Raw genomic sequence first — 17,855 nt, forward strand, 5'->3', positions numbered from 1 at the left:
TCTGTGGGGACACAGATCACGGCGAAAGACTTGGGACTTATGACTCACGACTAAAGGCTCACCCCTCGTTTCCATGGAATAAAATCATCCTGATTAAGCAATACGGCTTTAGGTATTACCTCGCCACTGGCGGCTTTAATGCAATATTCCAAAATGTCTTCTCCCATTTGTTCGATGGTTTTTTCACCTTCGATCACAGGTCCGCAGTTGATATCGATGATATCGCCCATGCGTTTGGTTAATGCATTATTGGTTGAAACTTTGATGGTCGGACAAACCGGGTTTCCGGTAGGTGTGCCTAAACCTGTGGTAAACAAAATTAAGGTTGCACCAGATGCTGCCTTTCCTGTAGTGGCCTCAACGTCGTTTCCTGGTGTGCAAACCAGGTTTAATCCTGGTTTTGTAGCAGGCTCGGTATAATCCAAAACATCTTCCACTGGCGATGTTCCGCCTTTTTTGGCTGCACCAGTACTCTTAATCGCATCGGTAATTAAACCATCTTTTATATTTCCAGGCGATGGATTCATGAAAAATCCAGAGCCTACATTTTCTGCAGATTGATTGTAAGCGGTCATCAATTGAATGAATTTACGCGCAGCGGTTTCGTCTTTGGTACGGTCGATTAACTGTTGTTCTGCGCCGCAAAGCTCAGGGAACTCGGCAAGAAGTACAGTACCGCCCAAAGCCACCAATAAATCAGATGTATAACCTACTGCCGGATTAGCACTGATGCCGCTAAAACCATCGCTACCACCACATTTAACACCTAAAACCAGTTTGCTTAAAGGAGCAGGCTGACGTTCGATTTTATTGATTTCGGTTAAGCCGATAAAGGTTTTTCTGATGGCTTCTTTCACCAATTGTTCTTCACTTTGCGATTGTTGCTGTTCAAAAACGAATAAAGGTTTATCGAAATTCGGACTGCGATGTTTTAAATCGTCCATAAAATCTTTAACCTGTAAGTTCTGGCAGCCTAAACTTAATACGGTTACACCGGCAACGTTGGGATGATCGGCATACGCGGCCAATAATTTGCTCAGCACTGCTGCATCCTGACGGGTACCGCCACAGCCACCCTGATGGTTTAAGAATTTAATACCATCAACATTTTTAAAAACGCGGTTAGCCGTTGGATTTGCCAGTCCGATAGAACTTGGGTCGGCTTCTGCTAAAATTTCACCATTTTTATAAGCCTCAACCAGTTGGTGGGCATAAGATTTGTATTTATCGGTTACGGCATAGCCTAATTCATTGTGCAAAGCCTCACGGATCACATCCAGGTTGCGGTTTTCGCAGAAAACGGTCGGAATAAACAACCAATAATTTGCAGTTCCCACACGGCCATCACTACGGATATAACCGTTAAAGGTTCTGCCTTCAAATTTAGAAACATCAGGGGCATGCCATTCATAATGGTACGGGCGGAACTCATAAGGATCTGATGCATGTTTAGTATTTTCAGTATCCATTAAGCCGCCTTTTAGGATGAAATGCTGCGCTTTCCCCACCAGCACGCCATACATAATGATGTGATCACCTGCATTCATATCCTGCATAAAAAACTTATGCTTTGCCTGGATATCATCCTGTAAAATATATTCCTGCCCATCGTAAATAACGGTTTCGCCTTTTGCCAGGTTTTGCAGGGCAACAAGCACATTATCATTAGGATGGATTTTTAAAATTCTAGTAACCATTTTAAATTGTTCTTTCTGAATGCAAGTTACTTAAAGTTTCTTTTGCACCCTTATTCTGTAATAAATCAACGTAAGATTTTACGGCCGCGTTAAAGCCGGGATAGTTATTCAGGTTTTTATCCCAAAGACGTCTGTCGCCAAGGGTATTATCTACAACCGTTTCAGGGTTTTTCCAGTATTCGTATAAAATTTCTGCAAATTCATCCTGTATCGGATAGGTTTTTCCATTCGTGCTGGCCGTGTAAGTATCACCATCTTTATTCACATTCATGAAAAGGATATAAGCTGCCACACCTAAAGCGGTAAGTTGAGGAACTTCATTCTTTAAAGCGTAATACCTTCTGATTAACGGCATGTTACGCATCTGCATTTTTGAGGTGAAGTTTAGCGTGATGGCCTGCCACTGGTGCTCTAAGGATGGATTGCTAAAACGGTCAATTACGCTTTCTGCAAAGGCAATCGCTTCATCATAGGTAATATCTTCGTTTACCACAACAGGCGCAATTTCATCTTTCATCAGTTTTAACACATGGGCTGAGAAATCTTCATTCGCCATAGCTTCTTTTACAGTATTAAAGCCCGCTAAAATGGCCAATCCGCAGCTGATGGTGTGCGTACCATTAAGTAAACGAAGTTTTAGTTCTTTAAATTTATCGATCGATGGAACAATAAAAACCCCTTTATCGGCCGTTTCAAAGGATAAAATCTCCTTCACTTTTTCACTTGACGATTCGATTGCCCAAAGTCTGAAGGGTTCGGCCATAATCATGAGCTCATCTTCGTAACCCAGTTCACTTTCAATCGTTTTTTGCTCTGCCTCGGGAAGTTTTCCCGGAACAATCCTATCAACCAGAGTTTTGCAGAAATGATTGGCCGTTTTTAACCAGTTTTCGAAATCCCAGCCCAATTTGTTCTGGATAGCCAGATCCAATAAAATTTCTTTCAATTTATCGGCATTGTCACTGATTAATTCCGTTGGAACAATCACCATTCCGCTTTCGGCCGAACCATTAAAAGCAGTGTATCTTTCGTGCAAAAACGCCAGTAATTTCCCTGGGTAAGATTGCGGTGGGTTATCGGTAATTTTATCTTCACTTTTAACAATTCCAACTTCCGTTGTATTCGATATTACAACCTGCATTTCTGGCTGGTGGGCGGCTTTCAAAATTTCGGCCCAATCTTGCGATGCCGATAAAACACGGCTAATAGAAGAGTTAATTGAATTTTCTTCTACATTAACACCATCTTCGATACCTTTTACACAAAGCGTATATAAATTATCCTGTTTCGAAAATGCATCTGCACCACCTTTTGAAGTAGATTTAACCACTAAAACCCGACCATTAAAAATCCCTTTCTGGTTGGCCTTATCAATAAAATAATCTGGTAAACCACGTAATAAAACACCTGTTCCAAACTGGATTACTTTTTCTGGTAAAGCCAAAATTTCGGCACTTGGTTTGGTAACCTTGTTGCCGTTAATGTTTGCTAAATTCTCTTTGTTTAAAATCATTGCCTTTCTAATTTCTGTCATTGCGCGCTGCTGGTAATGACGGGTTATAATTATCTATTTTCCGGTTGTGGCTAACCACTTCGGGTATTCTTTTTCAATTAATTTTTGCCCCCAGTTACCATACCAGGCATAGCCGTTTCGCCGCTCAGGGCTTAACTCTTCCAATTTTGTTTTAATGGTATTGTCGCGATCTCCAAAAATCGGAGTGTTTTTATCCATATCGTAAAAACGCGCCCAGGTATTGGCTGTATTATCAGCAACCAAGGCTGCGGTTTTAATATTGGTTTTAGGATCGCTCGGTCTATCGAAACGGTAGCCGGCAATTTTATAGGTATCGAACCATTTCACCGCTGCTGCGACTGAACTTTTTACTTCTGGTGATGGATTTTTAAGCCTCATCAGGAAACGGACAATACCTGCCGATTCACTTGTGCTTAACGAAGCCGGCTCAAATGCTCTTGCTTTTGCTGGCAACATCGAGTCTTTATCGTATTGCGCAGCCCAGATGGTTAAAGTTCCATTCTGTTTTACCTGTGTTTTGATAATACAATCGATACCTTTTGCGATGGCTTTCTCTGCTTTTTTGATGTAAGCTGGATTCACAACGTCAAAATCGTTTTTCTGTGTAACAATATCTTGTAAGATATTAAGCACATTAATCATTGCATCATCGTTGTAAGTAATTTCTGAACGGTACAAAGCTTTATCAGGATAGTACTGGGGCCAGCCACCATTGGCATATTGAGCGGATAAAATATAATCCAATCCTTTTTCAGCTGCAGCTAAATAAGCCCTATTCTGTGTTTTTTTATAAGCTTGAACCAGATATACCACTTCTCTGCTGGTTGCTTTATTGTCGAAGGTGGCGTGTAAATCTTTAGTTGCTTTTATCCTGGCTAAAAGCTCAGGCGTTAATGTTGCACCATAGTTAACCACACTTTTATCTTCCAACTGCTTAGGCCAACCACCATTGCCGAGTTGATATATAAGCATTTTTTCTGCGGTAGAATCAGTAGGCTGCTGCGCATAACACGATAGCATTGAGCTTATACAGATGAGAGTTAACAGTATTTTTATTTTCATCATTTCTGTTTGTTAGTTTATTGCCACTGAGGCACGGATTATCATTGAAGCCATGGTCTGTGTCCCCACAGACCATTAATTAATTTTTCCGTTTGTCTGTATTTCCGTGGCTAATATTTATTCACCTATGGTTACTTTTTACCTGGAACCTGTTTAATCAACCAGTTTACCAGATCGTTCGTTGCTTTAAAGTTTTCAAAATCTGCGGGCAATTTTCTGCCATCGATATATTCGTTGTAAAACCAGGGATCGCCCACCGCGAAAACAGTTCCTTTACCATATTTTGCTGTTGCAATAAGCACATCACCATTATCTGTTAAGGCCGAAACCGCAGGGCTTTTTGCTACTATTGTCGAAATTTCTTTAATGTAAACCTTCTTAGCTGTTTTAAAAATTGAATTTCCGGCAGGGATTTTTACCGCTCCCTGCTCAAAGTTCGAACCTTGAACCTTATTGCGGCTATCTTCATTAAAATGGATACCAAAAGTTTCTGGCAGCACATTGAATTTTGAAATTTCACAATTACCAGCATCATTTAATAAGAGTACCAAAACACCCCCCGCTTTAACCCAATCGCTAACCTGTTTGGCATGTGCAGCATTCATAAAATTTGGGTTTGCCGTTTCTTTCTCCGTATCAGGATCTACAATAATATAAATGTTACTTCCTTTTAAGTTTGCTGTTGTTGGTGCAGTTTTAAGGGTAGCGGTTTTTACACCAGCATCGTTAAATACTTTACCGAATAGCGAAAAGCCATTGTTATCATCTTCATCCCAAACGTAATGGAAAGGGATTTTATCTCCTGTTGGGCCAGTCATATACTCGTTATTGAAAAAATTATCAACGGTAACGGTTAAACCTTTTCCAGTTTTAGGTAGTGCGGCAATTTCCATTTCTGAAGCGGCGCAGATAAATGAACCTACCCCTTTCGGATCGTTGGTGATTACTTTTTCGCTGATGTAATAGTCGAAACTTCCATCGCGGTATTTAGGTTTCCCTCCCAATCCCGATACCGAAACGGTTTTGGTCAAGTTAATTCTTTCCGCGCCTGCCTGCTCAACAAATTCTTTCTTTAAGCCAGCGTAACCTTTATTTGCAGCAGCCATAAATGATGGTGCCAACCATCCTTTACGCACCCCTTTGGCCAGGCCATATACAAACATGCTCGAAGCTGAACTTTCCAGATAATTTCCTTTTCTGGTTGGCATATCTAAAATATCGAACCAAACGCCTGATTTTGGATCCTGGTATTTTACAGCAGCGCTTGCTGTGCGGTTTAAAATGGCGATTAATTCTTTCCGTTGTGGATGATTAGCCGGAAAATTATCCAGCACATCTACCAAAGCCATAATGTACCAACCCATTGCCCTGCCCCAGAAATTTGCTGAGCGACCTGTTTTTTTATCGGCCCATTGCTCTGCTCTACTTTCATCATAGCCGTGATAAAGTAATCCAGTTTTAGCATCGCGGGCATTTTTTTCCATTAGGATAAACTGCTTGGCAATATCGTCGAAAGCGGCATCTTTTTTCATCAGCTTGGCGTACTCCGCATAAAACGGTTCGCCCATGTACAAACCATCCAGCCACATTTGATTGGGATAAATTTTCTTGTGCCAAAAGCCACCTTCCTGTGTACGTGGCTGTTTTTGCAGCTGATCGTATAATTTAGTTGCTGCTAACAGGTATTTCTGTTGTCCGGTAACTTTGTATAACAATAATAACGAACGGCCATTTTTAATGTTGTCGATATTAAAATCGTCAGGTTTATACGTATTGATATTCCCTTCCTTATCCAAATAGGCATCCATTGAGCTTTGGATGTATTTGAAATATTTCCCATCACCGGTATTCCGCCAAACCGTTGCAGCACCTTCCAGTACCACGCCCATGTCGTAGGTCCATTTAGGGCCTTTGGCACCTTTTAACAGTGTAGTATCCTGAAACAGTTTTTCCATTGCTGTTAAGGTTAACTGTTCTGACAATTTCTTTTGGGCAAATCCACTTTGTGTTAAAATAGAAAAACCGATGAGCGCAGCTGCTGTATATAGAATTGATCTCTTCATGTTTGTTATTTTGAAATTTCCAGTGCTTTTTTATCTACTTCGGTACCTAAAAGAGTAGCCATTTTTGCTTTAGAAACATCTGTTCCACTAATTTTTACACCTTTTGTTTTTTCTCCCGATACGTCAAACAAAACCTTGCTGTTATCAGGGTATTTTAAGTTACTGATATTGATGTTCGAACTGTTCTGGATCATTACAACCGGGCTGGTATCTTCGGTAATTACGTTTATGTTTTTAAGGAAAATTCCTGCAGCCTCAATAATTTCAATGCCTTTCTTCGCTTTTATGGTTACATTTTCCAGGTGGATATCTTTAATATTCATTTCTGGCAATCCCCTGAAAAATATGGCTTTTTCAGCACCATTGGCTACTACATCTTTAATGTAAAAGTTTCTGAACTGAGGGGTAGCTTCGGTTACCGGAACTGTTACGGTTTTAATGGCTTCGCGTTTTTCGCCTGCCAAAGGAACCGGATCAACCGCAGCATAATACATATCGAACAGAATTGCTTCGCCCGGAATATCAATCATGTTGATGTTGTTGATGTAAATATTTTCTACCACACCGCCGCGGCCGCGGGTAGTTTTAAAACGCAGGCCAATATCGGTGCCGATAAAAGAACAGTCGTACACCCAGATATTTTTCGCACCACCACTCATTTCGCTGCCGATTACAAAACCACCATGCGCATGGTAAACCACATTATTTCGAACAATTACATTTTCTGTAGGTACGCCACGTTTGCGGCCTGCTTCATCTCTTCCCGATTTAATACAGATCCCATCATCGCCCACATCGAAAGTGCTGCCTTCAATCAGTACGTTTTTGCACGATTCTACATCAACACCATCGCCGTTCTGTGCAAACCAGGGGTTTTTTACCTGTAGGTTTCTTAAGGTCAAATCTTCACAAAGTAAAGGATGTAAATTCCATGCTGGTGAATTTTGAAAGGTAACGCCCTCTAAAAGAATCTTTTTGCAACCTGTTAACACCAACAGATTCGGACGAAGGAAATCTTTTATATCTTCATAATCGGCTGCTGTTTTACCAGCCTCAATTACGCCTGCATTTTTAGTATTAGAACCTTTAACGGTTTTCTCAGATGGGTACCACATTTTTCCATCGGCCCTCACTACGCCACCAGATGCCACCAAGGTTTTCCACTGTGTTTCGGTGAGTTTATCTTTTTTAACCATACGCCAGGCACCACCGTTCCCGTCGATAATTCCTGTACCGGTAATGGCTATATTTTCGAGGTTAACACCCGAAATCGGACTCTGGTTTCTCCACGCGGGTTGGCCTTCCCAATTTCCCTGCACCAATTTGTATTGGTTAAAGTCGTCGGTAAACTGAAGGATTGCATCGCGTTTAAGGTGTAGGTTTACATTACTTTTTAACTCAATAGGGCCGGTTAACCACAAGCCTGATGGAATTAAAACCACACCACCACCTTTTTGACTTACACTGGCTATGGTTTTATTGATGCTTTGCGTATTTAAGGTAATCCCATCACCCTTTGCTCCAAAGCTGGCAATACTAGTGGTATCTTTTTTAAATTTAACCTGCTGGATAACGGGTAAGGCTTGCTTTTGTTGCGCTATGGCAGCACTTGCAGAAGATAAAATTAAGCATGCCAGAGCTACCTTAATATGGCATAAACTACCAGAAATATGTTTCATTATTTGCGCTGTTAAATTATACTTGGTTATTGTAATAACAAGTGTACGTTGTTTGCACTTAAAACAGAAGAGAAATCTATGCAATCGTTACCGGAAAACGAGGTAAAAAACAGCAACAAAACAACCTATTAACACCTGTATATCAATCGCTTAGCCAACTTATTTCGTCTCTGGATTCCACCCACGGAAAACGTTTTCCAAAATGTAGGCTTTATACTCTTCATCAGTTAATTGGTGCGACCAATTTGCCCTGCTTTTTGGATCGGCGCCTTTTCCGGTACTTTTATATTCAGCATAATAGGCCGTTTTCTCGTTGCTTTCCTTGCCCCAGTTGTTCCAGCCTTCAGGACGGATTAAATCTGGCAGTTCGCAGTTGAGGTAGGCAACTTTTGCATAAGGCCTCCATGGCCTGCCTAGATAGAAACTATTGGCTGGTGCATCTCCTTTGATTTTGCATTTGTTTAATACATAACCAAATTTTGTAGTATCAGCAGTTGATGCCGCGGTGATATACCCCGCCTTTTTGCAGAAAATGGTGCAGCTTTCGAACCAGGCTGTAGAAGCTCCGAAAATAAAATCGACCGTTCCTTCGATGTAACAGTTTTTATAATATTGGCGGTTATTGCCACCATAGGTATAAAGTGTATCCTGAAAACCTAAAAACCTGCAGTTGGTAAAAATTAATTTATCACCTCCAGCCCAAACCGCAACGGCTTGCCCCACCGGGCCCGATGAATTTTCGAAAGTGATGTTTTCTGCAGAAAAACCTTCGCCGTAAATATAAAAGCTAGAAGAACCCGATGTACCTTTTTCTTCACCAAAAGCATTCTTCTTTTGGGCGTAGTCATCATAAGTTAAAATGGTTTCGTTTAGGCTCTCCCCAATAAATTTTACATTCTTTTTAGAGGCTGCCAATATCAGTTTTTCTTTATAAATACCCTTTTTGATAAAAATTATGGTTGTTTTGTTCCTGAAATCGGGCACAGCATGTATCGCTTCCTGTACCGTTTTAAAATTTCCACTTCCATCGGCAGCTACCACAAAATCGGGTTTAACACCTAGGGCATAAACAGCTGATGAAGTAGTTATCAGTAAGAATAGGATGATTGCTTTCATATCAATTTGGTTAGGCTTAAATTAAAATCGGCCACGTAAAAGTATAAACTTTGTAACGCAGCCGTGTTTTTAAAATATATGATGAACAATTTTAAACATTAATATTCATCAGAAAGAAGTTTTTTAAAGATTAAACATTGCAAACGATGTCGGGAACGATTGCACAATAACAACTTGCCTAAAAATAAAAAAAGACTTAACCTTGTTAGTAAGCTAATTTGATAAAATACATGCGTCTACGTCATAAATATAGCATTGTCATCCTGAGCTTGTCGAAGGACCTGCCTTAAATGCCTTACATGGCGTTTCGACAGGCTCAACGTGACAAATTCGAAATGAACTACAAATATGATACATACAGCCTCTAAATTACAAGCCGCATTAAGATTAGCTTTGCTGAGCACTTCGTGGTTCCCGCCTGCGCGGGAATGACGTAACGCTAAATAAATAACTGACCAAATATTAAAAACATCATTGTATAATGAAACATCTATTTAGTTTAATCCTCGTTTTAAGTTTTAGCATAAATACCTTTGCCCAACCTGCTCCAAAAAGTGGGTATATATCTAAAGTTTGGGTTTCTGACTTAGGTAACGGAACCTATAAAAACCCCGTTATCAATGCCGATTATTCTGATCCTGACGCTATCAGGGTGGGGGATGATTTTTACATGATCGCCTCCAGTTTTGATGCTATCCCAGGCTTGCCGATCCTGCATTCGAGAGATTTGGTCAATTGGAAAATAATCGGCCATGCCTTAAAACGCCAGCCTCCATTTGAGCATTTCGAAAAAACACAGCATGGTAATGGCGTTTGGGCACCTTCTATCCGCTACCATAATGGCGAATTCTACATCTATTATCCCGACCCTGATTTTGGGATTTATTTGACAAAGGCTAAAACCATAACAGGAGCCTGGTCTGCACCAAAATTGGTCGCCGCAGGTAAAGGATTGATTGATCCCTGTCCGTTTTGGGATGAAGATGGCAAGGCCTACCTTGCTTACGCCTACGCAGGAAGCCGTGCGGGCATAAAAAGTGTTTTGGCTATTATGCCATTAAGCAGCGACGGATCAGCAGCTACAGAAACCGGCAGAATTGTATACGATGGCCACGAACTCGACCCAACCATTGAAGGTCCAAAAGTTTATAAACGCAACGGTTATTACTATTTGTTTGCACCAGCAGGGGGAGTTTCTACAGGCTGGCAATTAATTTTGAGAAGTAAAAATATCTACGGACCATATGAAAGAAAGGTAGCCATGGATCAAGGAAAATCTTCGGTAAATGGCCCTCATCAAGGTGCCTGGGTAAATACTCAAACAGGCGAAGATTGGTTTCTTCATTTTCAGGATAAAGATGCTTATGGTCGCGTGGTTCACCTCCAGCCGATGAAATGGATCAATAACTGGCCTATTATCGGGCTTGATGCAGATGGCGACGGCAAAGGCGAACCGGTTATCACCTATAAAAAACCAAATGTGGGCAAGGTTTATCCGATTGAAACACCTGAAGAAAGTGATGAATTTACCACGCCAAAACTAGGCTTACAATGGCAATGGCAGGCCAATCCGCAACCAACCTGGTTATTTACTGATGCAGGCAGGGGTTTATTAAAGGTATACACTTCGAAAATTCCTGATGATGCCAAAAATCTTTGGGATGTTCCGAACCTGTTGATGCAGAAATTTCCTGCTGATGAATTTATGGCAACAACAAAGCTCTTGTTTAAACCTAACCCAAAATTGGAAAACGAAAAAACGGGTTTAGTGGTGATGGGGAGAAGTTATGCGCAGATTAGTATTAAAAGCAAAAAAGACGGATTGTACCTTATGTACGGTGCTTGCCAAAGTGCCGACAAGGGAAAAACCGAAAATGAAAAGGAAATTGCTAAACTAAAATCGGGTTCAGTATATTTCAGGGTTAAAGTTACTATTGGTGCAAAATGCCAGTTTAGTTACAGTGAAGATGGAACTCGTTTTACGGATGTAGGAGATGAGTTCCAGGCCACCGCAGGCCAATGGATCGGCGCAAAAATGGGAATATTTGCCACCAGAGATACCCAAACCAATGATTCAGGAATTGCCGAATACGATTGGTTCCGTGTACAAACATTAAAATAACAAAGATGAAAAAACATAAATACCTTATCGCAGCCCTTGGCACCGTTTTACTGATGTCTTTCATTGTAAAACCCAAACCTGTTAAAATTTATTTAATCGGCGATTCTACCGTAGCAGACTATACTTTAGATGAAGGTTATCTACAGAAAAAGTATCCCATTACAGGTTGGGGACAGGTTTTTCAACAGTTCTTTAAAAAAGACAGCTTAAAAAAATTAAACAGGCTGATTAAAAGCGACAGCGCTTTGGTTATTGATAAAGCAAAAGGGGGAAGAAGTACCAGAACTTTTTTTGAAGAGGGAAGGTGGAAGGAAGTCTTATCAACCTTGGAAAAGAATGATCTTGTATTGATCCAGTTCGGACACAACGATGCCGCGAAAGATAAACCCGAACGTTATGTTGATATTCCTGGCTATAAAGATTTTTTAAGGATGTACGTGAAAGAAACAAGAGCAAAAGGTGCTTTACCGATCCTGGTCACACCAGTTACACGCAATTACCCCTGGAAAGATGGCAAATTGGGCAGTGCACATGGCGAATATCCACAAGCGGTGAAAGATGTTGCCAAAGAATTAAATACCCCCCTTATAGATTTAACCTCACTTTCAGCTAGTTTTTTCACTACAAAAGGCAATGAATTTGTAAGCAAACATTACTTTATGAATTTAGACTCAGCCAAATATGAGGCTTATCCAAAAGGACAAAAAGATAATACCCACTTCCAACCAGAAGGTGCCAAAGCAGTTGCACAGTTGATTTACAATGAATTAAAAAACATTAACCGCAAGACGAATTAAGGAAAAGATATTACCTAACAGCGTATAAATTACAATTCTTCCGAACTTTCCGGCAGATGATCATACTCTCCTTTCCAGGCATAAAAACCAAATATCATCAATCCCAAACTGATCGGGAGGAAAATAAACAGGATAATTGCCCATTGCAATATGGTATTGGTACGTTCTATATCCGAATGGGTCAAGCCCACTTTATCTATCGCCTGGATAAACAAAAATGTCATTGTTAATGGCCCTAAAACCATCCAAACCAAGCCTAAAAATTTCTTTAACGTATTCATCTTCTTCGTATCTAGTCGTTAATATTTTCGTCTCTTTTATTCGATAAATAAATTGCGCCAATAACTAAGCTCAGTGCCGCTATACCTATCGGATACCATAATCCTGATAATGGTGTAGAACCAGAAAAGCTTGCAATTAGTGTTGCAATAAATGGTACAAGCCCTCCAAAAACACCGTTGCCGATATGATAAGGCAAAGACATAGAGGTGTACCTGATTTTAGTCGGGAATAACTCAACAAGGAAAGCTGCAATTGGCCCGTAAACCATCGTAACCAGCAAAATCTGGAAGAAGATTAAACCGACAAATTTCCAGAATACTGGCGTAGGCAAAACTTTATCTTTTATTACTTCTTTGCCCAGGAGAATCCCCTTGGTTGCAGAAACCGTATCGGTTTGCACCTTATTAAAGGATGCACCGTTTCTAAGCATTACTTTGGTAGAAACTGTTCGCAAGCTATCAGTTGAATTCGCAATTAAAACAGAAGTTACCTGAGCTGGGCTCGCAGATAAAATATCAGCCTGTTCAACTTTTGTGTAATTGGTATCATCCAAAAATAGCTGATAGATTGGGCGGTAGAAAAGAATCCCCAAAAGCATACCGCTCAGCATAATCCATTTCCGGCCAACTTTATCACTCCAGGCACCAAAAACCACAAAAAATGGCGTGGCAAAAGCGATTCCCCAAAGTAAAATATACCTCGAGTCGTTAAAATCTAATTTACAGGTATTCTCTAAAAATGATTGTGCATAAAATTGACCTGTATACCAGATTACCCCTTGCCCCATAGTAGCACCAAATAACGCCAGAAGTACCATTTTAAAATTCGCTTTGTTATTGAAACTCTCTTTTAGCGGATTTTTCGATACATTTCCCTCAGCCTTTAATTTAGAAAACATGGGCGATTCGTGCATTTTCATGCGAATGTAAATCGAAACCACTACCAGTATAATCGATAACAGAAATGGGATTCTCCAGCCCCAATCGCCAAAAGTTTCAGCACCTAAAATATTCTTTGTAATTACGATAATCCCCAGCGAAAGGAACAAACCCAAAGTTGCGGTAGTTTGGATCCAGCTGGTAAAAAAACCCCGTTTATCTTTAGGTGCGTGCTCTGCCACGTAAGTTGCAGCTCCACCATACTCTCCGCCAAGGGCTAATCCCTGAATCAGCCTTAATATTAAAACCAAAATTGGTGCGGCATAACCAATGCTTTTGTAGGATGGGATTAAGCCGATAAAAAATGTCGATCCACCCATCAGCACCAAAGTGAGCAAGAAGGTATATTTTCTGCCGATTAAATCGCCAAGCCTGCCAAAAACCAATGCGCCAAAGGGACGAACGATAAAACCTGCTGCGAAAATAGCCAAAGTGTTGATCAGGGCAGATGCCCCTGCATCTTCTGGAAACAATTGATGACCAATGATAACTGCAAGGCTACCAAAAATGTAAAAATCATACCATTCAATCAGCGTGCCTAACGATGATGCACCGATTACTTTAAAAATATTGTTCTTGGGTAAAGTGTCGCTCATAAGAAATAAGAATATTTGGTTTCCCAAGATAAACATTTGCATGAAAATCGGCAACCTGTACTGTCTGTCATTTAATTTGTTACATTACCAAACATTTTGGCTTTAGTTTTGTATTTTCAACCGTAACGAATTTATTTCCCATTAAGATTATATGCTTTTAATACAAAACATCAGGTTAAGTAGAATTTTAAGAAATACGTGGCATGTTGATCTGATCATGATTGCCTCTTGTACCGCGGCTTACTTTGTACGCGAGTATTTAATTGCGCATCATTTCTCCATTCCATCCATTATTCCAACGGTTTTAGGTACAGCTATCGCCTTTTTTATCGGTTTTAACAATAACCAGGCTTACGATAGGTGGTGGGAAGCCCGAAAAATATGGGGCGCTTTGGTAAACGATTCCCGCTCTTTTGCAAGGGCATTGATCAATTATGTTGATGAAGATGATGAAAGTGTAAAACGGATGATTTACAGGCACGTCGCCTTTTTGTATGCACTAAAGGCCAACTTAAGAAACACTGTTGACGAAATTTACACCAAATATTTATCTGAAGCAGATTTAAAAGAAATAAAAAAACATAACAATGCGCATAATGCGATTTTAAATATACAATCGAGAGATTTACAGAAATTATCAAAAGCTAATGCCATTGATGGTTTTCGCTTTATCGAAATTAACGAGATGTTAACCCGGTTCTCCGATTCGATGGGTATGAGCGAACGCATTAAAAACACCATATTCCCTACCACCTATACCTATTTAACCAAAGTGTTTATCTGGTTATTTGTGGTAACATTTACCCTGGTAATCAGTCAGGATGCCGGGCCTGCAGCCATATTTTTGGGCTGGTTAATTGGTTTCGTATTTGTATCTACGCAGATTAATGGAATGAGCCTCGTTAATCCTTTCGAAAACAATTCAGCAGGTGTTCCGCTTAACCAGATTACGAGAACGATAGAGATCAATCTTTTGCAAATGCTCGAAGAAGACGAGATTCCAGAGCCCGTTAAGCCGATTAATGACGAATATGTCCTTTAAGCTTTAACTGTTTTCTTACCTATAAATATGAACAAAAGAGATAAAAGCCAGAAGATAAACAGGATCACAATCGCATTCAGAACAGCTTTAGGATAACCCAGCTGTACGACATCGATAAACGGATAGGGGTATTTATTAATCAAATAACCCCTAACCACAATAAATACGACATAAAGCAATGGATAAGCTAGCCAGGTGGTGGCCTGCCTGTATTGCAATGTTGATTTTTTAACGAAGAAAATCCAGAAAAATAAAAAGATCAATGGGCTTACCACATGCAAAAGCTCATCGGCCAACCTGGCCCAGCCTACAGGCGAAGCCAAACCACGCAGGGCTATATTGTAAATCAGACCTACCACTACAATGTAGATTGTTATCGCGGTTAAAGTAGATGCTTTAGTAAATAAACTCCCTGATTCAGCTCGTTTAACAAAAGATAAGCTGGTAAAGCAAATGGCAACGATAATATTGGTTATTACCGTAAAATATGATAAAAATACCTTAAGCGTTGCAGGATAATCATTATTCAAAAGTTGTAAACTTACATGGAATTGAAGTGCCAGGGAAAACCATACAACAATAGCAGCACAAATAACAAAAGGCCTGAAATTTTCTTTTAAATCCATAAGCTAACACTGAGTATGATAGAAAAGTAGGAAATTAATGTGGATGAATAAAATTTAATGCCCTTTATTACTAAGGCTTAATTTTTCAATCTTTGTTTTCAGGGCTATTAATTACTTTTTAATGCAAATTTTAACTTCTCCTCAAAAAGTACCGATTTAGTTTTAAACTGTGGGTCAGAAAAGGAAATATTAGCAGTAGCGTAAATAATCTTTCCATCTTTTCCTACCAAAACATTTGACGGAAAGCCGTGATTAATATTCAGTTTTCGGATCTCATCTTTGTTCAATGATATAATTTCATATCTGTAGCCGTTCCGTTTCTGAAAGCGCCTGGCACTGGTGGGGCTATCATGGGTAATCCCGATAAACCTTACAGCCTTTTTGCCATATTTAGCTACCAGGTTATTTAATTCAGGCATTTCGGCTATGCAGGGCGGGCATTTTTCGAACCAAAAGTTAATCACCACTACCTGATTTTTTAAATCGGTATTGGAGAGTTGTTTTTTATTGATGGTTAAACCGTTAAAAGGAGGTAAATCTTTACCTATTAAATCTTCAAAAAAAGTTTCCTGCGTAGCCCATTTAACAGGAGCATCTTGAGCCAATGCTATGAAAGAAAATACAGAGAATAGTAGAATAAGGTAAATTTTCATCAACGCTAAATATAAAAAAAAGAGGGTGTATCATAAGGGCAATTTCACCTCAAATGCTGTCATGTTGTCCAAAGGACTCCTAGGGAGAGCCTCTCGAAACAAATTAAAGCGTATTTAAATAGGTCCTTCGACAGGCTCAGGATGACAAACCTATCTTTATCAAAAGAGGTTAAATGCATTTGCTTATTTAATCTTTTTATTTAGGTACTCAATTGCAGTATTCAGCGTTGCATCCTTATTGCCTATAAAATCTTTTACTGTTGGAATTACCTCGATATCAGGTTTTATGCCCTTGCCTACAAATTCACGCCCATCGGGATAAGTATCCTTTTTGGTACATACTCTTGCACTTCCTCCGCCAGGAAGATCAAACAAGTAAGGTTGTCCTGTACTGCCAAAAGAATTTCTGCCGATTTTCGTCATGTGTTTTTGTTTATCAGCATAAATCAAAAAGTCTTCAGCTGCTGAAGCAGTATTATGGCCAATTAACAGTACCGTTGGAACTACAATGCGCTTTGCCGAAAGCTTGTTTTTTAGTGGACGGTAATCTAAATTGTAAAAATAATTATCCTGATAGCTTAAAAGTGCCTTTTTGTTCCATTCACTGTTTACCGTATCTTTGGGAGAAGTATATTTCCCCCATGCCTTAAAGGCCGAGGTTAATTGTCGGGTAGAATAACGGGCACCATAAAGCAGGCTATCATTGGTAAGGTATTTCAATATGTAACTGCCGATCCCAGTATCTCCCCCTCCATTATTCCTTAAATCAATTATTATTGCTTTGGCTTGGTATAATTCTGGGAGCTTAGTGATAAAAAGAGAATCTATTTTCTCGTCTCCAAAAGAGTTAAGCGCAACATAAGCGACTTTATTAGGATACCATTTAAAATCCAACAGCGATGATTCTGCAGGAAATGCAGGAAAAACTTCCTTTTCTTCGGTGCGTTTATGCGTTAATTTTAAGACTAAAATTTGTCCCTTTGGTTTTTTGATTTTGATTTCGAACTCACTTCCTTCAAGTCCCTGAAGCAATTTGCTAATACTCCAGTCCTGTAAAACATAATCAGTAGAGGAAGAAATATAAGGTGCAACATCTTCAGCTATGTATTTAGCGGTTGGTTTTCCATTTACCTCTATAACCTCACTTCCAACAGGAATTTCGTCCTTTTTGCTTAAATTAACATGTGTAATAATTGCTTTATTCTCCACGTTTTCGATAAATAAGCGGTAATCTCCGAACATGGTATTCATTGGCTCAAAATCTTTACCATCTGGCATGAATATATTAGTATGCCCATCCTTAAGCATTGCACAAAACCGCTGCATTTCGTGATAGTACTCGTAATCAGTTTTAGTTTCGGGAATGGAAGTAATCAATGCTTTATAGGTGCTATCCCATTTAACACGATCTATTTTGTTTAAATAAACGAAGTTATAATTTACTTCCTGCCAAAATTTTGATAACCCGTAAATTTTGTCAGCTTTTGTTAATTTATTCGACTGGGCAAAAACAGCCATAGGCAAGAGCATTAATAAAAGAATTTTCTTCATATCATTTGTTTTATAAGATTTTGCTTCAATTTTTATACCACTTGAAAAATCCTCCCTGACATTAAAATTATGGCCGCCTGAAAAAACAGGGTGTTCG

14 protein-coding genes are annotated in these 17,855 nt (G+C 39.6%); 3 read left to right on the forward strand and 11 right to left on the reverse strand.

All coding sequences use genetic code 11. From position 1 onward, the window contains the following. Positions 1 to 50: 50 nt before the first annotated feature. The 6 genes from ASU31_RS02385 to ASU31_RS02410 form a co-directional block, all read right to left on the reverse strand. Complete coding sequence (locus tag ASU31_RS02385) at positions 51 to 1,697, reverse strand: UxaA family hydrolase (RefSeq protein WP_057930776.1); 1,647 nt, start codon at positions 1,695 to 1,697, stop codon at positions 51 to 53. Position 1,698: 1 nt separating this feature from the next. Next, on the reverse strand, positions 1,699 to 3,231 hold the full coding sequence (locus ASU31_RS02390; protein WP_245224452.1) for a tagaturonate reductase: 1,533 nt from the start codon (positions 3,229 to 3,231) through the stop codon (positions 1,699 to 1,701). Positions 3,232 to 3,264: 33 nt separating this feature from the next. Beyond that, on the reverse strand, positions 3,265 to 4,203 hold the full coding sequence (gene pelA / locus ASU31_RS02395) for a pectate lyase (RefSeq protein WP_245224453.1): 939 nt from the start codon (positions 4,201 to 4,203) through the stop codon (positions 3,265 to 3,267). A gap of 221 nt (positions 4,204 to 4,424) precedes the next feature. Then, positions 4,425 to 6,356 carry a glycoside hydrolase family 88/105 protein gene (locus ASU31_RS02400; RefSeq protein ID WP_057930778.1) on the reverse strand — a complete coding sequence of 644 codons (1,932 nt, stop codon included), beginning with the start codon at positions 6,354 to 6,356 and terminating at the stop codon, positions 4,425 to 4,427. 5 nt (positions 6,357 to 6,361) lie between these two features. Then, positions 6,362 to 8,035: a glycoside hydrolase family 28 protein gene (locus ASU31_RS02405; protein ID WP_057930779.1), complete on the reverse strand. Its 1,674-nt coding sequence runs from the start codon at positions 8,033 to 8,035 to the stop codon at positions 6,362 to 6,364. 159 nt (positions 8,036 to 8,194) lie between these two features. Next, on the reverse strand, positions 8,195 to 9,151 hold the full coding sequence (locus tag ASU31_RS02410; RefSeq protein ID WP_057930780.1) for a pectinesterase family protein: 957 nt from the start codon (positions 9,149 to 9,151) through the stop codon (positions 8,195 to 8,197). A gap of 481 nt (positions 9,152 to 9,632) precedes the next feature. Between ASU31_RS02410 and ASU31_RS02415 the strand changes: the two genes are divergently transcribed. Both ASU31_RS02415 and ASU31_RS02420 read left to right on the forward strand, forming a co-directional pair. Continuing rightward, positions 9,633 to 11,273 (forward strand): glycoside hydrolase family 43 protein, encoded by a 1,641-nt coding sequence (locus ASU31_RS02415; protein ID WP_057930781.1) that lies wholly within the window; start codon positions 9,633 to 9,635, stop codon positions 11,271 to 11,273. A gap of 5 nt (positions 11,274 to 11,278) precedes the next feature. Next, complete coding sequence (locus tag ASU31_RS02420; protein WP_057930782.1) at positions 11,279 to 12,070, forward strand: rhamnogalacturonan acetylesterase; 792 nt, start codon at positions 11,279 to 11,281, stop codon at positions 12,068 to 12,070. 29 nt (positions 12,071 to 12,099) lie between these two features. On the opposite strand, the gene ASU31_RS02425 is transcribed toward ASU31_RS02420, so the two are convergent. Together ASU31_RS02425 and ASU31_RS02430 are read right to left on the reverse strand one after the other, a co-directional pair. After that, a complete protein-coding gene (locus ASU31_RS02425) occupies positions 12,100 to 12,351 on the reverse strand; it encodes a DUF6814 family protein (RefSeq protein ID WP_029276864.1) in 252 nt (83 codons plus the stop codon). Positions 12,352 to 12,362: 11 nt separating this feature from the next. Next, the gene (locus tag ASU31_RS02430; protein WP_057930783.1) at positions 12,363 to 13,886 is read right to left on the reverse strand and encodes an MFS transporter; all 1,524 of its coding nucleotides are present in this window, start codon (positions 13,884 to 13,886) and stop codon (positions 12,363 to 12,365) included. Positions 13,887 to 14,037: 151 nt separating this feature from the next. Here ASU31_RS02430 and ASU31_RS02435 point away from each other — a divergent pair, with 151 nt between their 5' ends. Continuing rightward, positions 14,038 to 14,928, forward strand: coding sequence for a bestrophin family protein (locus ASU31_RS02435; RefSeq protein ID WP_057930784.1), 891 nt, complete (start codon positions 14,038 to 14,040; stop codon positions 14,926 to 14,928). Here ASU31_RS02435 and ASU31_RS02440 read toward each other — a convergent pair. The 3 genes from ASU31_RS02440 to ASU31_RS02450 all read right to left on the reverse strand — a co-directional run bounded on the left by ASU31_RS02440 (position 14,925) and on the right by ASU31_RS02450 (position 17,758). Continuing rightward, entirely contained in the window at positions 14,925 to 15,554 is a 630-nt protein-coding gene (locus ASU31_RS02440; protein WP_057930785.1) for a Pr6Pr family membrane protein, read from the reverse strand. The genes ASU31_RS02435 and ASU31_RS02440 overlap by 4 nt on opposite strands. Positions 15,555 to 15,661: 107 nt before the next feature. Beyond that, complete coding sequence (locus tag ASU31_RS02445) at positions 15,662 to 16,207, reverse strand: TlpA family protein disulfide reductase (RefSeq protein ID WP_057930786.1); 546 nt, start codon at positions 16,205 to 16,207, stop codon at positions 15,662 to 15,664. 183 nt (positions 16,208 to 16,390) lie between these two features. Further along, positions 16,391 to 17,758 (reverse strand): S41 family peptidase, encoded by a 1,368-nt coding sequence (locus ASU31_RS02450; protein WP_057930854.1) that lies wholly within the window; start codon positions 17,756 to 17,758, stop codon positions 16,391 to 16,393. Between the last annotated feature and the right edge of the window lie 97 nt (positions 17,759 to 17,855).

Origin of the sequence: Pedobacter ginsenosidimutans (assembly GCF_001442625.1) — a bacterium.
Taxonomy (GTDB): Bacteria; Bacteroidota; Bacteroidia; order Sphingobacteriales; family Sphingobacteriaceae; genus Pedobacter; species Pedobacter ginsenosidimutans.